Source organism: Anoxybacillus sp., assembly GCF_036834105.1.
In the GTDB taxonomy this organism is placed as follows: domain Bacteria; phylum Bacillota; class Bacilli; order Bacillales; family Anoxybacillaceae; genus Anoxybacillus.
This window is the reverse complement of sequence record NZ_DAITON010000022.1, coordinates 1-23,612: the sequence shown is the minus strand read 5'-3', so window position 1 is coordinate 23,612 and position 23,612 is coordinate 1. Positions and strand designations below refer to the sequence as shown.

The 23,612-nt window shown below is 43.4% G+C and carries 21 protein-coding genes; 1 reads left to right on the top strand and 20 read right to left on the bottom strand.

Annotation, left to right across the window (positions count from 1 at the left end; translation table 11 throughout):
• Window positions 1–52 precede the first annotated feature (52 nt).
• A complete protein-coding gene (locus V7Z64_RS04150) occupies window positions 53–1,321 on the top strand; it encodes a methyl-accepting chemotaxis protein (protein ID WP_297989724.1) in 1,269 nt (422 codons plus the stop codon).
• A gap of 29 nt (window positions 1,322–1,350) precedes the next feature.
• Here V7Z64_RS04150 and putP read toward each other — a convergent pair whose 3' ends face one another.
• The 20 genes from putP to V7Z64_RS04050 all read right to left on the bottom strand — a co-directional run.
• Entirely contained in the window at window positions 1,351–2,808 is a 1,458-nt protein-coding gene (putP, locus tag V7Z64_RS04145) for a sodium/proline symporter PutP (RefSeq protein ID WP_297989726.1), read from the bottom strand.
• 84 nt (window positions 2,809–2,892) lie between these two features.
• A complete protein-coding gene (locus tag V7Z64_RS04140) occupies window positions 2,893–3,807 on the bottom strand; it encodes a proline dehydrogenase (protein WP_297989728.1) in 915 nt (304 codons plus the stop codon).
• A 14-nt stretch (window positions 3,808–3,821) separates the two neighbouring features.
• A complete protein-coding gene (pruA, locus tag V7Z64_RS04135; RefSeq protein WP_442885018.1) occupies window positions 3,822–5,375 on the bottom strand; it encodes an L-glutamate gamma-semialdehyde dehydrogenase in 1,554 nt (517 codons plus the stop codon).
• A gap of 92 nt (window positions 5,376–5,467) precedes the next feature.
• Complete coding sequence (locus V7Z64_RS04130) at window positions 5,468–6,676, bottom strand: PucR family transcriptional regulator (protein WP_297989730.1); 1,209 nt, start codon at window positions 6,674–6,676, stop codon at window positions 5,468–5,470.
• 78 nt (window positions 6,677–6,754) lie between these two features.
• Complete coding sequence (locus tag V7Z64_RS04125) at window positions 6,755–7,708, bottom strand: ABC transporter permease (protein WP_003394760.1); 954 nt, start codon at window positions 7,706–7,708, stop codon at window positions 6,755–6,757.
• On the bottom strand, window positions 7,709–8,755 hold the full coding sequence (locus tag V7Z64_RS04120; RefSeq protein WP_297989733.1) for an ABC transporter permease: 1,047 nt from the start codon (window positions 8,753–8,755) through the stop codon (window positions 7,709–7,711).
• A complete protein-coding gene (locus V7Z64_RS04115) occupies window positions 8,752–10,281 on the bottom strand; it encodes an ABC transporter ATP-binding protein (protein ID WP_297989735.1) in 1,530 nt (509 codons plus the stop codon). Before V7Z64_RS04115 ends, V7Z64_RS04120 begins: the two co-directional genes overlap by 4 nt.
• Before the next feature lie 122 nt (window positions 10,282–10,403).
• Entirely contained in the window at window positions 10,404–11,480 is a 1,077-nt protein-coding gene (locus V7Z64_RS04110; RefSeq protein WP_297989737.1) for a BMP family lipoprotein, read from the bottom strand.
• Between the two features lie 109 nt (window positions 11,481–11,589).
• Window positions 11,590–12,315: a GntR family transcriptional regulator gene (locus tag V7Z64_RS04105; RefSeq protein WP_297989739.1), complete on the bottom strand. Its 726-nt coding sequence runs from the start codon at window positions 12,313–12,315 to the stop codon at window positions 11,590–11,592.
• A gap of 201 nt (window positions 12,316–12,516) precedes the next feature.
• Window positions 12,517–14,751, bottom strand: a complete 2,235-nt coding sequence (locus V7Z64_RS04100; protein WP_297989741.1) for a DNA translocase FtsK — start codon at window positions 14,749–14,751, stop codon at window positions 12,517–12,519.
• A gap of 65 nt (window positions 14,752–14,816) precedes the next feature.
• Window positions 14,817–15,041, bottom strand: a complete 225-nt coding sequence (locus V7Z64_RS04095) for a YlzJ-like family protein (RefSeq protein ID WP_297989743.1) — start codon at window positions 15,039–15,041, stop codon at window positions 14,817–14,819.
• On the bottom strand, window positions 15,038–15,751 hold the full coding sequence (locus tag V7Z64_RS04090) for a ClpP family protease (RefSeq protein ID WP_297989745.1): 714 nt from the start codon (window positions 15,749–15,751) through the stop codon (window positions 15,038–15,040). The genes V7Z64_RS04095 and V7Z64_RS04090 overlap by 4 nt, the downstream gene beginning before the upstream one ends.
• Before the next feature lie 112 nt (window positions 15,752–15,863).
• Entirely contained in the window at window positions 15,864–17,525 is a 1,662-nt protein-coding gene (locus V7Z64_RS04085) for a ribonuclease J (protein ID WP_297989747.1), read from the bottom strand.
• 103 nt (window positions 17,526–17,628) lie between these two features.
• On the bottom strand, window positions 17,629–18,498 hold the full coding sequence (gene dapA, locus V7Z64_RS04080) for a 4-hydroxy-tetrahydrodipicolinate synthase (RefSeq protein ID WP_297989750.1): 870 nt from the start codon (window positions 18,496–18,498) through the stop codon (window positions 17,629–17,631).
• 12 nt (window positions 18,499–18,510) lie between these two features.
• Window positions 18,511–19,752, bottom strand: a complete 1,242-nt coding sequence (gene dapG, locus V7Z64_RS04075) for an aspartate kinase (protein ID WP_297989753.1) — start codon at window positions 19,750–19,752, stop codon at window positions 18,511–18,513.
• Between the two features lie 22 nt (window positions 19,753–19,774).
• Entirely contained in the window at window positions 19,775–20,824 is a 1,050-nt protein-coding gene (gene asd, locus V7Z64_RS04070; protein WP_297989755.1) for an aspartate-semialdehyde dehydrogenase, read from the bottom strand.
• A 101-nt stretch (window positions 20,825–20,925) separates the two neighbouring features.
• Window positions 20,926–21,513 (bottom strand): dipicolinate synthase subunit B, encoded by a 588-nt coding sequence (gene dpaB, locus V7Z64_RS04065; RefSeq protein WP_297989757.1) that lies wholly within the window; start codon window positions 21,511–21,513, stop codon window positions 20,926–20,928.
• The gene (dpaA, locus tag V7Z64_RS04060; RefSeq protein WP_297989759.1) at window positions 21,510–22,412 is read right to left on the bottom strand and encodes a dipicolinic acid synthetase subunit A; all 903 of its coding nucleotides are present in this window, start codon (window positions 22,410–22,412) and stop codon (window positions 21,510–21,512) included. The genes dpaB and dpaA overlap by 4 nt, the downstream gene beginning before the upstream one ends.
• A gap of 115 nt (window positions 22,413–22,527) precedes the next feature.
• Window positions 22,528–22,764: a YlmC/YmxH family sporulation protein gene (locus tag V7Z64_RS04055; protein ID WP_004891000.1), complete on the bottom strand. Its 237-nt coding sequence runs from the start codon at window positions 22,762–22,764 to the stop codon at window positions 22,528–22,530.
• A 56-nt stretch (window positions 22,765–22,820) separates the two neighbouring features.
• Window positions 22,821–23,612 (bottom strand): M16 family metallopeptidase (locus V7Z64_RS04050; RefSeq protein ID WP_334109406.1); only part of this gene is annotated, 792 nt, incomplete at its 5' end.

The window sequence follows — 23,612 nt, the reverse complement described above, 5'->3', positions numbered from 1 at the left end:
ATTTTGTATATAGTACTTTTATAATAGTCTTTTTGAAGGGGTGACATATGTATTGTCAAGTGTAACCGGTCGTTTTTTACTTACTTCCATCGGAACTGGTATTGCGATGGGACTCGCTTTTCCGGTCGTTGCTAGTTTTTTCACAGTATATAAACAGCCGTCATACGCCACATATTTTACACTTCTTTGCGTCGGGGCGGGCGTCATCGGTGGACTCATTAGTTTTTTTGTCGGAAAAGTAACGTTCATTCGAGCGATGAAAGAAATGAACAAACAGTTTGAAACGATTATTCATCGAGGCGATTTAACCTCTCGCTTAACGTTACAAAGCAACGACGAGATCGGGCGCATTGTGAGCAACTTTAATACTGTATTAGATACACTTGCCACCATGATTTGTCGCATTCAACACGAGGCTCGTGAGCTTGACGGCAATGTTTCGTCTGTATACCATGATATTCGTCATTTAAATGATCAGTTGCGCCACATTTCAGCAACGACAAAAAACGTATCAAACAACTTGGAAGAAACTGCGGCATCTGCTGAACAAATGTCAGCCACATCGAAAGAAATTGAGCACGCTGTTCAGCGAATGATTCACAAAATGAAAGAAGGCGAGCAAAATGCTTCATCTATTCGCCAACAAGCCATTCATACAGATCGTATTGTCACGTCATCATCCGAAAAAGCAAATGAACTGTTGGCGGAAACGAAAAGAAAGCTAGAAAAAGCGATTGAGGCTTCAAGCGTCGTGACGGATATTGAACTATTTACAAATACCATTATGAATATTGCAAAGCAAACAAATTTATTAGCACTCAACGCCTCCATTGAAGCTTCACGCGTCGGGGAGCAAGGAAGAGGATTTGCAGTTGTTGCCGAGGAAATTCGTAAACTAGCTGAACAATCACAACAAGCAGTTGAAAATATTCAACACGTTGCCAAACAATTGACCTCTGCTGTAGAACAGTTGTCAATGAGCGCTTCAGCTGCGATATCATACATCTCGACAGATGTTCAACGCGATTACGAACAAATGAAAACGGTGACGAAACAATATGAGCAAACAGCTTCGTTTATGGAAGAAGTTGTTGCTCAATTTAGCCAAACTGCTACCGAACTAAATCGCGCTTTACATGAAATGATTACTTCCATCCATGAAGTATCTACAGCTACAGCAAATAGCGCCCAAGAAGTAAGCGAATTATCCAGCCGGTTAATCGAAACAAATGGAATCGTCGAACAAATAGCAACATCTGCTTCAAAATCCGAACATATTTCAACCGAGATGAAACGAGCTGTTCGACATTTTTCTACATAAAAAAGGTGCCCGATGCGGACACCTTTTTCTTATGATGAAATGGTTCGTTGGAACGCGTCAAATTGCTCAGCAATCTTTTTCTCTGGTACAGCTGTCAATAAGCTGACGACGACGATAGCGATCAAGCTGGCGATAAAACCTGGCACCATTTCATACATTACACTTGCATATGGGGAGTTGGCCCAGACAATTACCGTTGTCGCTCCTGCCACCATTCCGGCAAGCGCCCCCCATTTTGTCATGCGGCGCCAACATAAGCTTAAAATAATGACAGGACCGAACGACGCGCCGAACCCGGCCCACGCATAGCCGACAAGATTTAAAATCGTGTTGTTCTGCTCATATGCTAGCCATAAAGCAACAATCGATACGAGCAATACAGATAAACGACCGACAAATACAAGCTCCTTATCCGATGCTGAACGACGGAATAAAATTTTGTATAAATCTTCTGTTAACGAGCTTGATGTAACAAGCAATTGCGATGAAATCGTGCTCATGATGGCCGCTAAAATGGCAGCGAGCAAAAATCCTGTAATAAGCGGATGGAATAAAATTTCACCGAGTTTAATAAATACCGTTTCTGGATTTTCTAACGTCATGCCTCCTTTTTTAAAGTAGGCAATGCCGAAAAGCCCTGTTAACATCGCACCGACAGATGAAAAGATCATCCATCCCATCCCAATGCGGCGCGCTTGTTTCATCTCTTTCACCGATGAAATAGCCATAAAGCGAACGATAATATGCGGTTGTCCGAAATAACCGAGCCCCCATGCAAATAAAGAGATGATACCGACAACGCTCGTCCCTTTAAACAAATCGAGCAAATTCGGATCAATGTCGCGAATTGTCGTTGTCGTTTCCGTTACCCCACCAATGTGCATAAGCGTTACAACAGGTACGAGAATGAGCGCGATAAACATAATTAATCCTTGCACAAAGTCTGTCCAACTTACCGCTAAAAACCCTCCGAATAACGTGTACGCCACAACGACACCTGCGACAATCCATAACCCTGTATGATAATCTGTACCGAACGAGTTTTTAAACATGACCCCACCTGAAACGAGACCAGATGAGACGTAAAACGTAAAGAAAATCATAATGACGAATCCAGACACGAGACGCAACAACTTCGATGTATCGCCGAAACGATTTTCTAAAAATGACGGAATCGTAATCGAGTCGTTCGCCACTTCCGTATATACCCGTAAGCGCGGCGCAACGTATAGCCAGTTGACGTACGCCCCAATCGCTAAACCGATGACAATCCATGAAGCGCTCAATCCTTGCGCATACATCGCCCCAGGTAAACCGAGCAACAACCAGCCGCTCATATCGGACGCCCCTGCGCTTAACGCCGTCACCGCTGGGCCGAGCGTTCGTCCACCTAACATATAATCGGACAAGTTTGACGTCCGTTTATACGCCCAATATCCAATTAGCAACATCCCCACCATATACAAAACAACAGATGCAATAACCAAAACAATCTCCCCTTCCTTTGTTGTCTTTGAAACCCCTTTGTGTTTATCATTATACTAAAATATGTTCACAATTTGTACAAAAAATTATTTTCCAAAAAAGCCTTTTAATGCGAACGCGACGTTTTGCGGGCGTTCTGCGAGCCGGCGCATAAAATATCCGAACCAATCGTTTCCGAACGGGACGTATATGCGCATCGTGTATCCTTCTTTCGCCAATTGTTGCTGCATATCTGTTCGAAACCCATACAACATTTGAAACTCAAATTGCTCACGTGGAATATTATTTTCTTTAACAAATTTTTTTACTTTTTCAATAATGTGATGATCGTGTGTTGCAATTGCTGTATAGCTTCCGCTCAATAAGTGAAGTCGAATGATGTTCATGTAGTTTTCATCGACTTGTTGCTTATCTTGAAACGCTACTTCCGGCGGCTCTTTATACGCGCCTTTCACTAAGCGGAGCGATACACCTTTTAAGTCTTTCACGTCTTGCTCCGCGCGATATAAATATGCTTGAATGACTGTTCCAACATTATCATACGTCCGGCGAAGTTCATGCAAAAGATCGAGCGTCGCTTGACAATGTCCTGAATCTTCCATATCAATGCGCACAAAATTGTTATATCGTTTCGCTGTGTCAACTATTTGACGCATATTATTTAAACAAAAATCAAAATCAATATCGAGTCCAAGTTGTGTCAACTTCACAGATAAGTTGCTACGAACTCCCGCCCGATGAATGGCTTCTAACGTACGAATGTTATATTCCGTCGCTTCGATTGCCTCCTCGCGACTAGAAACAAACTCTCCTAAATGGTCAAGCGTACAAACAAGTCCTTTTTCATTCAGTTCATGCACTTTTTTGATAGCGCTTTCAATCGTTTCCCCCGCAACGACTTGGGAAGCTCCAAAACGGAGCCCCCATTTTTTCGCTGCTTGATTTAACACTTTACTTTGCGAAGCATACAAAAAGATGTTCTTTGATAGTTCTGCAAACATCGTATCCACCTCTTTTAAAACATTTCGCTCACTGTTTTTGCTTGCATGTGCAACAATAAGTAGTCTGGGCCACCGGCTTTCGAGTCTGTTCCCGACATGTTGAAACCACCAAACGGATGGTACCCAACAATCGCTCCTGTGCAGCCGCGATTGAAGTATAAGTTACCGACATGAAACTCCTCGCGCGCTTTTTCTAAATGATGGCGATTGTTTGAAATGACTGCTCCTGTTAATCCGTAATCTGTATTGTTTGCCACTTCAAGTGCTTCATCGAACGTGCGCACTTTCGTGAACGCCACGACTGGACCGAAAATTTCTTCTTGCATGATGCGCGCAGTTGGAGCGACATCCGAAAAAATGGTTGGTTGAATGAAAAACCCTGTCGCGTCGTCACCTTCTCCACCTGTGACAAGTTTTCCTTCTTGTTTTCCAATTTCAATGTAGTTCATAATTTTATCGTACGACGCTTGATCGATGACAGGTCCCATGAATGTACTTTGCTCTTCAGGGTTGCCTACTTTTAATTGTTTCGTTAACGCAACGACACGGTGAAGCACTTCGTCATATACGTTCTCTAGCACGATAGCACGCGAGCATGCCGAACATTTTTGTCCTGAAAAACCGAATGCGGAAACAACGATCGACTGAGCGGCTAATTCAAGATCAGCATCTTCATCAACGATGATCGCATCTTTTCCTCCCATTTCAGCAATGACTCGTTTCAACCACTTTTGACCTGGTTGAACGATCGCCGCGCGTTCATAAATGCGGCAACCAACAGCACGCGATCCAGTAAACGAAATAAAACGCGTTTGTGGATGTTCAACGATATATTCCCCTACTTCTGCTTCGCCGCCCGGTAAATAGTTTAGTACACCTGCAGGAAGACCTGCTTCTTCCATAAGCTCGACAAATTTTGCAGCGACAATTGGTGCACGGTCAGACGGTCGTAAAATAACCGTATTGCCAGTCACAATTGCAGCCACCGTCGTTCCTGCCATAATCGCAAGCGGGAAGTTAAACGGAGAAATGATAAGTCCAACACCAAGCGGAACATAAAAGAAGCGGTTTGCCTCTCCCGGACGGCTTAACACCGGAACACCTTCCGCAAGCTTCATCATTTGTCGGCCATAATACTCTAAAAAGTCAATTGCTTCCGCTGTGTCAGCATCTGCCTCTTTCCACGGTTTGCCGACTTCTTTTACGAGCCATGCCGAAAATTCATGTTTTCTTCTTCGTAACATTGCGGCTGCACGAAACAATACGTCAGCACGCGCTTGAGGTGATACGCGCTTCCACGTCTCAAATGCGGAGAGAGCAGCAGCCATTGCCTCATCAGCGAGCGCTTTTGTCGCTTTTGAGACGACACCAACGACTTGTTGTTTATTCGCCGGATTGATCGACACGACTTTTTCTTCCGTGACGATTCGTTTCCCTCCGATGATCAGTGGATATTCTTTTCCAAGCTGCCCTTCAACATGTGCAAGTGCTTGACGAAAAGCATCCGCTTCTTGTTGGCATGCAAAGTTTGTAAATGGTTCATGTTTGTACTCTACAGTCACATGCATCGATCCTTTCACGATTTTGTCACATATTCTACGATTCATTATAATTTATACTTTCTGAAAATTGTTTGTCGCCTATGCATAATCATTTCGACTTATTTTTGTTGACCGTCCACAACACTTTCCTTATATTTGTATAAAAGGAGATCGATATATAACATCATCCGTTGCTCAAAATCGTGAAGCGGAAGAGCAGCGATTGCTTGCATACGTTTTAACCGATAGTTTAACGTATTCGGATGAATGTACAAACTTTCTGCCGTTTGTTTCATATTGCAGTCGTGTCGGATGTATGCACGAAGCGTATGTAAAAAATCTGTTCCGTGTTGTTCGTCGTGTCTTTTCAACTTTAATAATGCTTCGTTTGGATACTTCCGCTGCTTATATTGCTCGTATATAAACGGAAGCAAGCGATAAATCCCTAAATCCCCATAAACATGCGGCAACGGCTCATCCATATGTTTTTTTAAATGGATGACTTCCATCGCCTCTTTATAGCTATCGCGCAATGCTCGTATTCCGACATATTCGTTGCCAATGCCGACAAGAACATCCTCATCTATACGACAGCGAAAATCTTGTTGCAATTTCGCTAAGATCGCTTTGGCAGTCACGATAGGGCGTTGCGTTGTCGTTCCCCCAACAATGAGTAAAAAAGGATGATGGTGATGAATAAAAAAGATCGGGACGTGCATCGTTTTGATGATAAATGTCATGTATTGGCGAATATCATCTTTTTTTTCATCGTTCACAATTTGAAAAACAGAAACAGTAAATGAAGAAGGAAGTGTTACCCCGAGCACTTGAGCCTCAATTTGAAAATCACGCTCACTCATATCGCGGTATTGAATGTAGCGAAGAAAAAGATCGTCCACTTCCTCTTGACGTTTGTAACGCTTTCCAACTTGTTCATGTAACACGTACGCTGCTTCTTTTGCGACCTCTTTCATCCGTGTTCGCTGCTTCTCTGTCAAATGATCGAACGATGCTTGCACCCAAAGGTATCCATACACTTTCCCAGCATGCTTTAAGCAAATGACAGCACGAGCACCAAGGTCTATATCAGGAAGCGGAGGAATGCTAACGACCTCGTCTGTTTGTTCAATCTTTTGCATCCATCCGTGTTCATGTAAATAATGAAAAACGTGGGCTGAAGCCCGCTTGCTTAAAATGGTGCGCATACGCACTTCATCTGTTTCGTCATGATGTCCACTATATGCAAGCAATTCAAAGTCACGCGATTCAATCGTCACAGGGTGCTGTAACTCTAAAAACAATTGATCGACGAGCTGATATAACGACATAAAAATCCCCTCCTCCTTTTATTATGCTTGATCAAAGGCGTGAAAAAAAGACTTCGGGCAGCCCGAAGTCTTTTTCTATTAACGTTTTCCTTTGACATACGGCGTACCGAGCGCTTTTGGCGCATCCGCACGTCCGATAAATCCAGTTAACGCTAAAATCGTTAAAGCATACGGCAAAATAAGCAAATAAACAGTCGGTACGTTTTTCAAAAACGGAATCGCCTGTCCGACGATGCTTAAACTTTGCGCAAATCCGAAGAAAAGAGCTGCCCCCATCGCGCCAAGCGGGTGCCATTTTCCAAAAATCATTGCAGCAAGCGCCATAAATCCTTGACCAGAGATCGTCGCATGGCTGAAATCGCGTGAAATAATCGTCGCATAAATCGAACCGCCAATTCCTGCAAGTGCACCGCTTAACATCACTGCGATGTAGCGCATTTTTGTCACATTAATTCCCATCGTATCCGCCGCCATCGGATGTTCCCCAACGGCACGAAGGCGAAGTCCGAACGGCGTTTTATAAATGACATACCATACGACAAACGCTAATACAATCGCTAAATAAGATGGCAAATATCCGTTTGAAAATAAAATCGGACCGAGAACAGGAATTTTACTTAAAATCGGAATATCAATTTTATCAAAACCAACTTGTACTTGGTCTGTTTGCCCTTTTCCATACCACATTTTAACGAGGAACAACGATAACCCTAACGCTAAAAAGTTAATCGCCACCCCGCTAACGACTTGGTCAGCACGAAGCGAAATGGCCGCCACCGCATGCATAAGCGAGAAAATGGAAGCAACAACCATCGCAACAACGATCGCAAGCCATGGGGTTAGTTCACCGAACTGGTCAGCAAACGTTAAGTTAAATACTACGCCAGTAAACGCTCCGATGACCATCAAGCCCTCTAATCCGATGTTGACAACGCCGGAGCGTTCGCTAAATACGCCACCAAGCGCCGTGAAAATGAGCGGTGCCGCAAAGAAAATCGCGGAAGGAATAATAATTTCAAGGATGTTTAACATTTATTTTCCCTCCTTTTTCAAGCGCGTAAGCACAAGACGAATTAAATAGCTAGAAGCAACGAAGAAAATGATCAACGCAATGACGATGTCAACAAGTTCTGTCGGCACATCGGCCGCTGATGGCATTTCTAACGCCCCGACTTTTAACGCTCCAAATAAAATGGCTGCTAAAATAATTCCAAACGCATGATTTCCACCAAGGAGGGCAACCGCAATTCCATCAAATCCGACTCCAGTAAATCCTGCTTTAACAGAGACGTTTTCAAATGTCCCTAATCCTTCCATCGCTCCGGCAATACCTGCGAATGCTCCTGAAATAACCATCGCCAATACAATATTGCGGTTGACGCTCATGCCAGCATAGTGCGACGCATGTTGGTTAAAGCCGACAGCGCGAAGTTCGTATCCTGTCGTCGTTTTTTCAAGCAAAAACCACATGACAACAGCCGCAATTAACGAAATGATAATGCCATAATGAAGCGTCGAATAATCTGTTAATGATTGTAAAAATTCGGAACGTAGCGATGCTGACGGATGAATTTTCTCCGACTTAAATCCTTGATCGGATAATACGGAACGAATGACCGCATTCGATACGTATAGTGCAATATAGTTCATCATAATTGTAACGATAACTTCATGAACGCGGAAACGCGCTTTTAAAAAGCCAGGAATGAATCCCCAAATCGCTCCAGCGGCTGCGGCTGCAAAAATAGCGAGCGGTAAATGAATCACTTTTGGGAGCTCAAATGCAACACCTACCCAAACCGCAGCGAGCCAACCGACGATAAGCTGTCCCTCTACCCCGATATTAAATAGCCCTGTTCGAAAAGCGAACGCAACAGCTAAACCGGCTAAAATATATGGCGTCACTTGACGAATCGTTTCCCCAATATAATATCGATCACCAAAAGCGCCGTACAGTAAAGCCGAATATCCAGCAATCGGATCATAGCCGCTGACGAGCATAACAATTGCCCCAGCGATAATTCCGAGAATAACCGCAAAAACAGGGACGAGAATATTCGTTAGACGATTTTCACTCATGATGATACACCTGCTTCCTTCCGTTTGCTTCCTGCCATCAACAAACCAAGCTCTTGTTCTGTCGTTTCTTTCGGATCAACAATAGCAACAATTTTTCCTTCATAAATAACGGCAATGCGATCGCTGACGTTCATAATTTCATCTAGCTCGAACGAAACGAGCAAGACAGCTTTTCCTTTATCACGTTGTTCGATGAGGCGTTTATGAATAAACTCGATTGCTCCAACGTCAAGTCCTCGCGTCGGTTGCGCGGCAATGAGTAAATCTGGGTCGCGGTCTACTTCCCGTCCAATAATTGCTTTTTGTTGGTTTCCTCCTGATAATGCGCGCGCTTTCGTATATTCATCTGGCGTACGAACATCGAATTCTTGAATGAGCTGACGCGCTTTATCATAAATCGCTTTGAAATTTAAAATGCCTCGTTTAGAGTATGGCTCTTTGTAATATGTTTGAAGCACCATATTTTCTCCGATCGGGAAGTCAAGAACAAGCCCATGTTTATGACGGTCTTGCGGAATATGACCAACACCTGTTTCTGTAATTTGTCGTGGCGTTAAGTTACGGATTTCTTTCCCATTTAAACGAATCGAACCAGATTCGGATTTCATTAAACCTGTAATCGCTTCGATTAGCTCTGTTTGTCCGTTGCCGTCTACCCCTGCAATACCGACAATTTCCCCTGCGTGTACCGTTAAATGCAAATGGTCGACAACGGTAATTCCACGCGAATCTTTGACGACTAAGTCCTCAATTTCAAGTACAGGTTTCCCAACTTTCGGTGGTTGTTTTTCCGTCTTGAAATGCACTTCACGTCCAACCATTAATGCAGCGAGTTCGTTCGGATTTGTTTCCGATACATTTAATGTACCGATCCCTTTTCCGCGTCGAATGACGGTCACGCGATCGCACACTTCCATAATTTCTTTTAACTTATGCGTAATTAAAATAATGGATTTTCCTTCACGTACAAGCGCTTTCATAATTTGGATAAGTTCTTGAATCTCTTGCGGTGTTAACACAGCCGTCGGTTCATCGAAAATTAAAATATCCGCTCCGCGATATAACGTTTTTAAAATTTCTACACGCTGTTGCATGCCGACGGAAATGTCCGCAATTTTCGCCTTCGGATCAACCGCTAAACCGTAGCGTTCGGATAGTTCACGCACTTCTCGTTCCGCACGCTCAATATCGATTTGTCCACCTTTTGTCGGTTCGCTTCCTAAAATGATGTTTTCAGTTACGGTGAATGTATCGACAAGCATAAAGTGTTGGTGCACCATTCCGATCCCTAAGTCGTTGGCGACGTTCGGATTGGCAATGTTCACTTTTTTTCCTTTGACGCGAATTTCCCCACCATCCGGTTGATACAGTCCGAATAGCACGTTCATTAACGTCGATTTCCCTGCGCCGTTTTCGCCTAATAGCGCATGAATTTCCCCTTTTTTCAGCTGCAACGTAATGTTATCATTGGCCACAAAATTCCCAAAAACTTTGCGGATGTTTAGCATTTCAATTACGTATTCCAAACGTGATCCACTCCTTATATGAGCATGGTTTACATCACTAAATGAAAAGCTGCAACATGTTGCAACCCTTCATTTAGTGAGTTCTCCGAAGGAAAGGATCCCTTCGGAGAACGATCATTTACCTATTTCAACTCGGCGCGAGTTGTAGGAACTTTCACTTCACCGTTAATAATTTTTTGTTTCCATTCGTCAACTTGTTTTAACACGTCTTCAGGAACGTTGTTTTTCGTTGTTGGTGCAATACCTACACCATCTTCTTTTAAGCCGTACTCAACTGCTTGACCGCCAGGGAAGTTTCCGTTTTTCGTTTTTGTCGCTAAGTCGTATACAGCAACGTCAACGCGTTTTACCATCGATGTTAACGTTACGCTTTTATCTGTTCCAGGCACTTTTCCTTCTTCGTATTGGTCGCGGTCAACACCGATGACCCAAATTTCTTTGTTTGGATCTTGCTTTTTCAAGTCGATCGCTTCAGAAAACACACCGTTTCCTGTCGCACCAGCCGCATGATAAATCACGTCAATACCAGAAGCATACATGCTTGAAGCAATTGCTTTTCCTTTGTCCGCTTTGTCAAACGCACCTGCGTATTGCACTTCGACTGTCGCATTTGGATTGACCGCTTTTACACCTGCGATAAAACCACTTTCGAATTTCTCAATCAATGGAATTTCCATCCCACCGACGAAACCGATTTTGTTCGTCTTTGTCATTAAACCAGCGACAACCCCAACAAGGAACGAACCTTCGTGCTCTTTAAACGTAATGCTCGCTACGTTCGGTTTTTCGACGACGCTGTCAACGATAGCGAATTTGTTATCTGGTTTTTGTTCCGCAATTTCCGTAATGGCATCTGTCATTAAAAACCCGATACCGAAAATAAGATCAAAATCGTTACGTACAAGTTTATTTAAGTTTGTCGCATAGTCCGCATCACTTTGCGACTGTAAGTAGTCATAGCCGCCTTTTCCTTTTTTCAAGCCGTTTTCTTCACCAAACTTTTGTAAACCTTCCCATGCTGATTGGTTGAACGATTTGTCATCAATTCCACCAACGTCTGTAACCATCGCCACGCTAAATTCGGACGCTTTTCCTTCATCTGTTTTCGGCTCTTCTTGCCCTTGTTGACCACAACCACCAAGAATTAAACCGGCAGTTAATAATAAAGACATGGACAATCCAAAACGCTTTTTCTTCATCAATCATTACCCCCTCAATTTTCAAATATAGATTAAGTAAAAAAGTGAAATGTAAACGAACCTTCTCCCTCCAATGTCACCTCCTTAATAAAATAAGCATGTTTATAAGCTACACGCGTTTTCGTAACACGTGGAAGCTAAACTTATCTGATTTAAAATAGTCGATCGAATATAAGATCGGCTCGTCGTTTTCGTCAAAATGCATTTGTTTTAAAACTAACAGCGCGGTTTCGGGCTCGCATTGTAAAATTGGCGATACTTTTTCATGATAGCCGAGCGGTTCAATGTGTGTAACGGCGTACGCAATATACCGATTCGCTTCATTATGTAATATTTCTAATAGCGACTCATTTTCATAAGCAATTCCTTTAGGTAAATATTTACAAGGTACTTTATCAATACAGTACACAACCGGTTCGTTATTTGCTGTGCGCACCCGCTCGACAATGAGTAAATCTTCCTCTTTATGACATTGAAAGCGCTTTATATCATCTTCAGTCGGTTTCTGAATAGAAGACGATAAAAAAATCGTTCCTGGTTTGCGTCCGGCTTGGCGAATCATCTCCGTCACGCTACTTAGCTGCTCAATGCCAGAGGTGAACATCGGGCGGGAACTAACGAACGTTCCAACGCCGTGGCGGCGGATGATGACATTTTCTTCTTCTAACACTCGTAAAGCTTCACGCAACGTTGCGCGGCTAACCCCTAACTGTTTGGCCAATTCAAATTCCGAAGGGAGTTTTTCTTTTTCCTTATATACCCCTTGTTCAATATCTTTTTTAATCCGATCAATGACTTGTAAATATAAATGTCGATGATCTGTTTTAACAGACATTCACCATCCCCCACCTTAGATATCAGACATCTGATGTTAGACAAATTTCTTACTAATAATATAACATTTTTTTGCCCATAAATAAATAGCGAATAAAAAAATTGTCGAAAAAAGTCGTATAAAATCATATGTAAGCGATTTTAATAATATATCATTATTATGTCCCATTTATACAAAAAAGAGGCTTACTTTTAGCCTCTTTCATGACGTTTTTGCTTGATCGCTCGGAGATACGAGCACCGCGCGCGGTTTGCTTCCTTCATAAGGCCCGACAATGCCGCGAGCTTCCATCGCATCAATTAAACGTGCCGCCCGATTATAGCCGATGCGAAATCGTCGCTGCAACATAGAAACGGATGCACTTTGCATTTCAATGACAAGCTGAACGGCCTCATCAAACAGCTCATCATCAAACGCTTCTTGCGGTTCATCATCTTGCGCCATCATCGTCTCTTCATATTGCGCTTGTTGTTGTGAAATGACATATTGCACAACAGCTTCTACTTCTTGGTCGGAAACAAAAGCACCTTGCACGCGAACGGGCTTGGAGGCACCGACAGGTAAAAAGAGCATATCCCCACGCCCGAGCAGTTTTTCAGCTCCTCCCATATCTAAAATCGTGCGCGAGTCTGTTTGTGACGATACGCTAAACGCGATGCGCGATGGAATATTTGCCTTAATGACGCCCGTAATGACGTCAACGGATGGACGTTGCGTCGCGATAATTAAATGAATGCCTGCTGCGCGCGCCATTTGGGCAAGACGAGTGATGGAGTCTTCTACATCGCTTGAGGCAACCATCATTAAATCCGCTAGCTCATCCACAATAACAACAATATACGGCAAAAGCGGCTGCTTCGTTTCCGCTGTTTCATTATAGCGCTCAATATATTCGTTATATCCTTCAATATTGCGCGTGCCTGTATGCGAAAATAGTTCATATCGCCGTTCCATTTCGCTTACAACTTTTTTTAACGCTTGGGACGCTTTTTTCGGATCAGTGACGACCGGAGAAAGCAAATGCGGAATACCGTTGTATACGCTTAATTCAACCATCTTCGGATCAATCATCATCATTTTTACTTCATGCGGCTTTGTACGCATAAGCAAGCTAACGATGATGCCATTAATGCATACGCTTTTTCCGCTCCCTGTCGCGCCAGCAACAAGTAAATGTGGCATTTTGTTCAGTTCGGCAAGCACCGCTTGTCCGGATATATCGCGCCCGAGCCCGATTAGCAACTTCGCCTCCCGTTTGTCCGCTTCCTTCGCTTCTAGCACTTCACGCAAAGAAACCATCGCAATTTCTTCATTCGGCACCTCGATGCCGATGGCAGATTTTCCAGGGATCGGTGCTTCCATACGAATGTCTTTTGCGGCGAGAGCAAGCGCTAAATCATCGCTTAAACTAACAATTTTACTTACTTTCACACCAACATCTGGATATACCTCATATCTTGTGACAGCTGGACCAATATGCACTTTCGTTACTTTTGCCTTCACACCAAAGCTTTGAAACGTTTTTTCAAGCTTGCGGGCATTTTCATAAATGTTTTCTTTTTCTCGTGATTGATCGACCGCCTTTGGTGGAGAAAGCAAGTCAATCGGTGGCAAAGTATAATCTGTTTCATGCGTTTGCGTAAATACGATCGGCTTTTCTTCTTCCACTGCTTCATTAAAATTAGAAATGACAGGACCTTCGCTCACCGTTTCCTCCGCTTCATCTTCCTCTTTTTCTTCGAATGCCGTCACCACTTCAATGTGTGGCTGAGGTTGCTTTTCTTTTTTCGGACGACTCAAAAACGAACGAACATCTGAAAGAACTGCTTTCGTTTGCGTCCGCATAAATGAAATGAACCATTCAATCCCTTTTCCAGCAGTATCACGTAACGTTTTTCCCGTTAAAAGCAACAGACCGACAATCATCAATATGGAAGCGATCCATTTTGTTCCTAGCTGATCAAATAAATAATAACTAATCGTATACAGTAGGGCACCGAGCATGCCACCGCCCAAATCAGAAAAAGAGCCGTTTTCTCCGCGCACATCTGCCCAAAATAACTCCCATGTCGTCTGAATAATGCTCGGATTTACTAATTTTCCATTCCGCGACAAAATGTTGAACAACGTTTCGTGGCTAAATAGCAATAATGAAAAAATAATGAAGTACAATCCGACGAGAATGCGTTGAAAAAATGGAGGCCACGCTCGCTTCCAAATGATGTACAACGATGTCACAAGCGCTCCTAGCAACGCAACAATGTACCACTCCCCTAAAAAAAAGCGAGTCGTAAAAACAAGTGAACGTCCAACAGCGCCAACGTTTGCCATCGCGATGACCGTGCATGCTAACATCGTTAAACCGATGAGTTCAAAACGCAATGTTTTTTTCCATTGCTCTTGTTTATTTGTGCGACGTTTATTTTTCTTTCCCATTTCGCCCACTCCAACATATAAGATGAAAAAGCAGCCAACAGGAGAAGCGTGGCTGCTTGTTCTTATTATACCATAAATTGTAGCGATGTCGCACAAAGTTTTGTACCCGGCCCATACGTTAAATAATGTTGTGGATCACTACTTAACAGACGAACAATTTCGTACTCATTCGTTTCTGTTTGCTGTACAAGTAAAGGAATACCATTGTAATAGACCGTTCGTTGCTTTTTATACTCCGCTTCATCCGTTTGAAAAACGATAAATTCTGGAACGACCGTATGTAAAATCATTGTAACATCGCCCCTTGTTGATTCGAATGATCGATCAACTCTCGCAATTTTCGCATCGCTTGTGAAAGCCCACCAACTTCATCAATTAAGCCGTACTTTACAGCGTCCGTCCCTACGACATTCGTTCCGATATCTCGCGTTAAATTTCCTTTTGAAAACATAAGTTCTTTGAATTTTTCCTCACTAATATTCGAATGCTTTACAACAAAGTTAACGACGCGTTCTTGCATTTTATCCAAATACTCAAACGTTTGTGGAACGCCGATGACAAGACCCGTCAAACGAATCGGATGAATCGTCATCGTTGCCGTTTCTGCGATAAACGAATAGTCACACGAAACCGCAATCGGCACACCGATCGAATGCCCGCCCCCAAGCACAATTGAAACGGTTGGCTTAGACATCGATGCTAACATTTCGGCGATCGCCAACCCTGCCTCCACATCACCCCCTACTGTGTTTAGTACGACAAGCAATCCTTCAATATTTGGGTTTTGCTCAATCGCCACGATTTGTGGAATGATATGTTCATACTTCGTCGTTTTATTTTGTGGCGGTAATTGAATATGCCCTTCAATTTGACCGACAATGGTTAAGCAATGAATGGTCGAATCTGAAGAAAGCTGCGGAACATTCGTTTGACCGAGTTGCACAATATTTTCTGCCGGAGACGGCTTCGTTTCCTCTTGAGATATATCTCGCTCGTCCATAACACAATCCCCTTTCTGTTGCGTGATGTCGTTAGTATACGTGAACATCGTCTTGTTCATACAAAAAACACCTGCGTATTGCAGGTGTTTTGTTGACTTTGAGCATGTTGGTCTATACTTCCATAATAATCGGTAAAATCATCGGTTTCCGTTTTGTTTTTTCAAATAAATATTGGCTAAGTGCATCACGAATATTTGTTTTTAATGAAGACCATTCAATGACGTAATCTTCCATACTTTTCTCAACAATTTCCCTTACGATTTTTACAGATTCTTCAAAAAGCATTTCCGATTCACGCACGTATACAAAGCCGCGCGAAATCATCTCCGGACCGGCAACGATGCGCTTATGTTGCTTACTTAATGTGACGACAACAATCATAATACCGTCTTGTGAAAGTAAACGGCGATCACGCAATACGATATTGCCTACATCGCCAACGCCTAACCCGTCAATTAAAATTTGACCGCTCGGCACCTTGCCGCCAAAACGGGCGTGACCGTTGCGAAATTCGATCACTTCCCCTTTTTCAATTAAAAAGATCGCATCTTGACGGATACCGACCGCCTGGGCGATTTTTCCATGCGCTTTTTGCATGCGAAACTCCCCATGCACCGGAATAAAATACTTCGGTTTCATGAAATTTAACATGAGTTTCAACTCTTCTTGGTAACCGTGTCCCGATACATGCACGCGACGCTGACCGTACACGACATTCGCTCCTGCACGGTATAATGCATCGATCGTTCGAGCAATAAATAATTCATGTCCTGGCATTGGGGAAGAAGCAACGATGACTGTGTCTCCTTCTTTAATATTGATATATTTATGTGCTTGTTTTGCCATGCGTGCAAGCGCGGCCATCGGCTCCCCTTGGTTGCCTGTCGTTAAAATGACTAAGTCGCGATCGTTGTAGCGATCAACTTCATTCATCGAAATAATCATATTTTCATCAAATTTTAAATACCCGAGGCGCACCGCAATATCGATCACTTTATGCATATGACGGCTCATAATAACAACTTTTCGTCTATGATCACGTGCAGCATGTAACACTTGTTGAATGCGCGTAATGTTTGATGCAAAGCACGCTACAATAATGCGTCCGCTCGCATTGTAAATGACGTCAGAAATTTCTTGGCCAACAATCGCTTCTGAACCCGTATACCCCGGTTTTTCTGCATTTGTGCTATCGGATAGTAAACAAAGTACACCTTGCGCTCCAATTTGCGCCATTTTTCCAAAATCGGTGCGACATACCCCAACAGGCGTTTGATCAAATTTAAAATCGCTTGTGTATACAATCGCACCTTGCGATGTGCGAATGCTGACACCAAGGCAATCCGGGATGCTATGATTCGTCTGAAAAAACGATACGACCGCTTTATCAAATACGACTTCACTATCTGCATGTATTTCTATACGCTTCGCCTTGGATGTAATTCCTTGTTCCTTCAGTTTTTCTTCCATAAGCGCAAGAGTCAATTTTGCTCCGTACACAGGTACAGTAATTTTTCGTAGCACGTACGCAATCGCCCCAATATGATCGTCATGACCGTGCGTTAAAAAAATACCGCGAATGCGCCCTTGTTGCTCAACTAAATATGAAATATCAGGAATAACCATATCAATGCCAAACATTTCGTCCTCTGGGAACATAAGACCTGCATCCAGAACGAAAATGTCTTCGTCTACCTCGACGACGTACATATTTTTTCCTACCTCTCCGACGCCGCCAAGGGCAAATACACGTATTTTCTCTGCTCGTTTCATCATCAAATCCTCCTACAGTCAAACAAACTAGCCCGCTCAAAGTCACTTACATCCATTATAACTGATTCAACAACAAAAAAGAAAGGGATGAATTCCCTTTCTTTTAACCTTGTAGCACACGCATAAGTTGCAACCGCTCTTGTTCCGTTAGTGGCACGAGCGGAAGACGAACGGAACCGACATCTAATCCTTTTAATTGTAGAGCCGTTTTTACTGGCACAGGGCTCGGAGCAGCAAATAATGCTTTTATGATCGGCAATATCCGTTGATGCATCGCTGCCGCTTCCCGATTGTCCCCACGCATAAACGCTTGGATCATTTCTTTCATGTCGTTTCCGATAATGTGTGAGGCGACCGAAACAACGCCGCTTCCACCAATCGCTAACACCGGAAGCGTCAATCCGTCATCTCCGCTATACAACATAAAATCGTCGCGCGTTTTTGCAATGATTTCTGTCATCGCATCTAAATTACCACTTGCATCTTTAACAGCTACAACGTTCGGAATTTCAGAAAGGCGGATAATCGTTTCAACAGAAATATTGACAACCGCCCGCCCCGGAATGTTGTATACCATCACTGGTAACGATGTGCTCTCTGCAATCGCCTTGTAATGTTGATAAATGCCTTCTTGGTTCGGCTTGTTGTAATAAGGGGCGACGATCATCACCGCATCGACCCCAACATCTTCTGCTTTTTTCGTCAACTCAATGGAAGCGCGCGTATTATTGCTTCCTGTCCCAGCAATAACTGGCACGCGTCCGTCTACAACTTCAACGACGTGGCGAAAAAGCGCCAATTTTTCCTCTGTCGTCAGCGTTGGAGATTCTCCTGTCGTTCCAGCAACAACGAGCGAATCGGTGCCATTTTCAATTAAATAGTTAACTAATTGCGTCGTTTTCGCAAAATCAATGTTTCCTTTATTGTCAAATGGTGTTACCATTGCTGTGGCAATTTGACCAAATTGAACCACAATGTTTCACTCCTAACTCCATTCATATGATTCAGCCGAATTCGGCTGTTTAGCAAGCTGAAACGCATCGTGAAGCGCATTGACCGCTTCTTTTAAATGTTCTTCTTTCACAAGTACCCAAATGGTCGTATGGCTATCTGCAGACTGCAAGATTTGAATGCCCCGTTCAGATAGCGCTGTAACAATTTTTGCTGTAACACCTGGAACACCAGCAATGCCTGCACCGACAGTCGATACTTTCGCACATCCACGAGTAACTGTTGGTTCGTAACCGAGCTTTTGCAACGTGGCAACCGCTCGATCTGCGACATCGCTTGATACGGTATATACGACTCCATTCGGCGAAATGTTAATGAAGTCTACACTAATTCCTTCATTCGCCATCGCTTTGAATACTTCAGCTTGTAAATCGTAATGTCCCTCTTTAGCCGGTACTTTAATTTGCGTAATGTTTGAAACGTGTGCAATTCCTGTCACTAGTCGCTCCTTTACATCGCTTCCTTTTTTCGCGATCGTTGTGACGAGCGTGCCAGGCGCATCGGAATATGTCGAACGAATGCGGAGTGGCACTTTCGCCTGCATCGCAATTTCGACCGCACGTGGATGAATGACTTTTGCCCCTTGATACGCCATGTTGCAAATTTCTGTATACGTGACGACATCAAGTGGTCGTGCATTCTCTACGATGCGCGGATCTGCCGTCATCACCCCTTCCACATCGGTGAAAATGTCGATCCACTCCGCACCGAGCGCAGCCCCAAGCGCCGCCGCAGACGTATCGCTTCCTCCGCGACCAATCGTCGTTACGTCTCCGTTTTCAGCAGCTCCTTGAAAGCCTGCAACAACGACAACGTCATGCTCTTTTAGCGCACGCAATAAGCGCTCGCAACGCATATCGACGATTTTCGCATTCGTATGATCTTTGTTTGTGCGGAAACCTGCTTGCGCCCCAGTGAAGGCTGTCGCTTTTATCCCGTGCTTATTTAACATGTTTGTGAATACAACGCTTGAAATAATTTCACCGCACGCCATGAGTAAATCTTTTTCCCGATTGGTCACCTGTGCATTTGCCCCATCAATGAGGCTAAGCAACGTATCCGTTGCATATGGATCTCCTTTTCGCCCCATCGCTGAGACGACGACAACCACTTTATACCCATCTTGCAGCGCTTTTTCAATATGTTTGCGCGCTAAATTTCGGCCGTGTTCATCACGAACAGACGTGCCGCCAAATTTTTGAACGATAATTTTCAACGTCAACACCTCGATGCTGATTTTACGCTTTCACAAGTCCTAATTTTAAAAGACTTTCAGCAATTTGAACAGAGTTCCAAGCTGCTCCCTTCAACAAGTTATCAGAAACGATCCATAAATGGAATGCTGTATCACGATTTAAATCTTTACGAATACGACCGACAAATACATCATTTTCCCCTGTGGCATATAAAGGCATCGGATATAGCTGTTCGCTTGGATCGTCTTGCAGTACGACACCAGGCGCTTCTTTCAATAATGATTTCAACTCGTCAACTCCTACACCTTCTTTTTCAATTTCAATATATACAGATTCGGAATGACCTGTCATGACCGGAATGCGCACGCACGTTGCCGCTACTTCTAGCTCAGGCATATGCATAATTTTTTTCGTTTCATTAATCATCTTCATTTCTTCGAACGTGAATCCGTTATCTTGGAACTTATCAATTTGCGGAATGGCATTAAATGCGATCGGATAATGTTTACGATCCGATTTTACAGGCAAAATTTCTGGTGTCACTTTTTGCCCATTTAACATTTGCGCTGTTTGCGTTTTTAATTCTTCAACAGCTTGCGCCCCTGCCCCTGACACAGCTTGGTATGTCGAGACGATGACGCGCTTTAATCCGAGCGCTTGACGAATTGGTTCGAGGGCAACGACCATTTGAATTGTTGAGCAATTTGGATTTGCAATAATTCCGTTATGCCAATGTAAATCTGCTTCATTCACTTCCGGAACGACAAGCGGTACGTTTTCATCCATACGAAACGCGCTCGTGTTATCGACAACGATTGCACCGCGTTTTACCGCTTCTGGAGCAAGCTGTTTCGATACCGTTCCTCCTGCGCTAAATAACGCGATATGAACACCTTCAAAGCTTTCTGGCTTCGCTGCTTGTACCTCGATTTCTTCACCTTTAAACATCACTTTTTTCCCAGCTGAACGTTCCGATGAAAGCAAAGATAATTTTGCAATTGGGAAATTTCTTTTTTCTAACGTTTGAATCATTTGTTGTCCGACAGCTCCTGTCGCACCAACGACTGCGACATGTAATCCTTTTTGTTCCATCTCTTCTTCTCCTTCCAACTGATAGACAATTTTAATATCATTTATTTTAGCACATTCATTCGTAAAGGAGAGACGTTTTTTATAAATTTTCTTGCAACTGTTTATTTATGAGCGACGATAACCGGCTGAATTTGCCGCCCTTCTAGCGCCGCTTCTACCGTATCAAGCAACAACGGCATATGAGCAACCATCGAATTCGGTTTTTTAAATGGGTCATCTTGCCCGAACGGAATAAAGTAAATATTTTTCGCTGCCATTAATCTCATTAAATTGACACCGTTTAAGCCAAGCGCATCATTTGTCGAAATGCCAACAACGACCGGACGATGATTGCGCATCGTTGCTTTGGCGGCCATTAACACAGGGGAATCAGTCATGGCGTTCGCTAACTTACTCATCGAGTTCCCTGTTAATGGGGCAATGACCATACAATCAAGCGGTAATTTCGGCCCTAACGGCTCCGCTTTTACAATTGTATCAATGACTTGATGACCTGTCATCTCTTCCAGCTTCTTCACCCATTCTTCCCCTTTGCCAAACCGTGTATTTGTCGACTGTACCGTATATGAAACAATCGGTATGACATCCGCCCCTTTAGCTATTAATTTTTCTATTTCGGGCATGACGGCATCGTACGTACAATGCGATCCTGTTAAACCAAAACCTATCCGCTTTCCTTGTACGTTCATTTTTTATTCTCCTTTCGTTTTTTCAAATCCACAGAAAGAAGTTGTGCCAACACATTCGCTACAATTTGCCCCGCTGTTTTTGGAGCGACGATACCAGGAAGTCCTGGGGCCAATAGCGCTTGAATCCCACGCTTTTCAGCATAGCGAAAATCTGTTCCGCCAGGCTTAGACGCCAAATCGATAATAAGCGTATGCGCAGGCATTTTTGCAATAACGCTTGCAGTCACAACCATATGTGGAATCGTATTAATGCAAACATCAATATCTTTTACGTGTTGCTCTAAATCGTTCAAGTGAAACGGTTCTAACGCCATTTCTGCAATGCGTGCTAAATGTTCAGAGCGGCGAGCCCCGACTTTGACTCGTGCTCCCAAAGCCGCAAACGTTCGGGCAACGGTCATCCCTACACGTCCTAAACCTAAAACAGCGATACGCGAGCCGTGAATGGTTACATCTGTATGTTGAATGACCATCATGACTGTTCCCTCTGCCGTCGGAATAGAGTTGTAAATCGCGACATCGTCACGTTCAAATAGTTGAATATGCTTCCGCCCGACCGACTTGATTACATGATCTAAATAATCATTTGTGATCCCTGAATAGACGGTACAATGCGCCGGTGTTTGACGAAGCAACTCTTCTGTAAACATCATTTTTTCGTTTGAAAAGACTGTTTGAATCTCGCCGTCCATATTCGTTCCGTGAACAGGTAAAATGATGGCATCTACATCATGAAAATCGACTTCATGAATTTTCATTTTCGTTACCCCAGCAAAGCCATGGTCTAATTGATCGAAGCCAACGAGTGACAATTTCGCGTCAAGTTCCATCAATTTCCGAATGACTTCAAGCTGCCGAGCATCCCCACCCATGATCGCAACATGCATTCCTGTCAGCATGAGTTCATTCACCCTCTTATCCAACTAGTTTTTTGCCCATCGTTACTTTCACATCTTATGATGCTGCTCATCAAACGGTGAGCAGAAAATGAAAAAAGACACCCATTTGAGGTGTCTAATCATCGACATCAATTAAAATCATATCCGAGCCAATTTTTTTGACGCGGCTCCACGGTACACGTATATCTGTCCCGTCTTTTCGAAAGCCAAACCATTTGGTTGTTGGAATAAGGAGCGCTTGAATTTGACCTGTTCGTTCATTGATCTCTAAATCTGTCTGTCCTAAAATACCAAGCCGTTCGGCCCGCTTCATATCAACGATTTCTTTTCCGCTCAATTCACTTAATCGCATATGATCCCCCCTTCTTTATCATTGTAGAGAAAAGGCACAAAAAAATGCCTGCAAGTTCATTCTCGCAGGCTTTTTGGTAATGTTCCTTCTGGACTGATGAGCGCAACAGAAAAGTCGTCTGTAAAAATCGTTTGCGCCATGCGATCAACACTTTCTTTCGTCACGCGATCAATGCTTTCAATGATTTCATCGAGCGAACGATGGCGGCCAAGCAGAAGCTCATTTTTCCCGTTCCGACTCATCCGGCTATTCGTACTTTCTAGGCTAAGCATTAAGTTTCCTTTCATTTGCTCTTTGCTATTTTCTAGCTCTTTTTCCGTAATGCCGTCTTGTTTTAATTGTTCGATTGTCTGCTGAATCGTATCGAATAAAAGATCGAGCTGTTGACTTCCTGTTCCTCCATAAATCGTTACCATTCCCCCATCACGATATGAAGAATGATAAGAGAAAATGGAGTATGCTAATCCACGTTGCTCACGTACCTCTTGAAATAGACGGCTACTCATGCTTCCACCTAAAATATTGTTTAAAATAATTAAGCTATAAATGTCTTCATGACCGATTGGCAATCCATTAAACCCGATACATACGTGGGCTTGCTCTGTTTCTTTTTTGCGCGCCATTTTGTTCGGATAAAACGTCGGTGGTACGTACGCGTCGTTTCCTTTTTGTCTCGTAAATGTACCGAAATACGCTTCTACTTGTTGAATAAACGATTCGTCGACATTTCCTGCGATGGAAACGACAACTTGGTCTGGCGTATACGTTTCATACATGTATTGACGCAACGTATCACCTGTAAATGTCGCTAACGTTTGCTCCGTTCCTAAAATCGGATAACCGAGCGG

Bases quoted from the DNA above. Each gene is read 5' to 3' on its own strand.
- V7Z64_RS04140 (WP_297989728.1), bottom strand. From the start codon at position 3,807: ATGTTTGCAGAACTATCAAAGAACATCTTTTTGTATGCTTCGCAAAGT.
- pruA (WP_442885018.1), bottom strand. From the start codon at position 5,375: ATGCATGTGACTGTAGAGTACAAACATGAACCATTTACAAACTTTGCA.
- V7Z64_RS04130 (WP_297989730.1), bottom strand. From the start codon at position 6,676: ATGTCGTTATATCAGCTCGTCGATCAATTGTTTTTAGAGTTACAGCAC.
- V7Z64_RS04125 (WP_003394760.1), bottom strand. From the start codon at position 7,708: ATGTTAAACATCCTTGAAATTATTATTCCTTCCGCGATTTTCTTTGCG.
- V7Z64_RS04120 (WP_297989733.1), bottom strand. From the start codon at position 8,755: ATGAGTGAAAATCGTCTAACGAATATTCTCGTCCCTGTTTTTGCGGTT.
- V7Z64_RS04110 (WP_297989737.1), bottom strand. From the start codon at position 11,480: ATGAAGAAAAAGCGTTTTGGATTGTCCATGTCTTTATTATTAACTGCC.
- V7Z64_RS04105 (WP_297989739.1), bottom strand. From the start codon at position 12,315: ATGTCTGTTAAAACAGATCATCGACATTTATATTTACAAGTCATTGAT.
- V7Z64_RS04100 (WP_297989741.1), bottom strand. From the start codon at position 14,751: ATGGGAAAGAAAAATAAACGTCGCACAAATAAACAAGAGCAATGGAAA.
- V7Z64_RS04095 (WP_297989743.1), bottom strand. From the start codon at position 15,041: ATGATTTTACATACGGTCGTTCCAGAATTTATCGTTTTTCAAACGGAT.
- V7Z64_RS04090 (WP_297989745.1), bottom strand. From the start codon at position 15,751: ATGGACGAGCGAGATATATCTCAAGAGGAAACGAAGCCGTCTCCGGCA.
- V7Z64_RS04085 (WP_297989747.1), bottom strand. From the start codon at position 17,525: ATGAAACGAGCAGAGAAAATACGTGTATTTGCCCTTGGCGGCGTCGGA.
- asd (WP_297989755.1), bottom strand. From the start codon at position 20,824: ATGGAACAAAAAGGATTACATGTCGCAGTCGTTGGTGCGACAGGAGCT.
- dpaB (WP_297989757.1), bottom strand. From the start codon at position 21,513: ATGAACGTACAAGGAAAGCGGATAGGTTTTGGTTTAACAGGATCGCAT.
- dpaA (WP_297989759.1), bottom strand. From the start codon at position 22,412: ATGCTGACAGGAATGCATGTTGCGATCATGGGTGGGGATGCTCGGCAG.
- V7Z64_RS04055 (WP_004891000.1), bottom strand. From the start codon at position 22,764: ATGCGATTAAGTGAATTGAGCGGAAAAGAAATCGTTGATATGAAGCGG.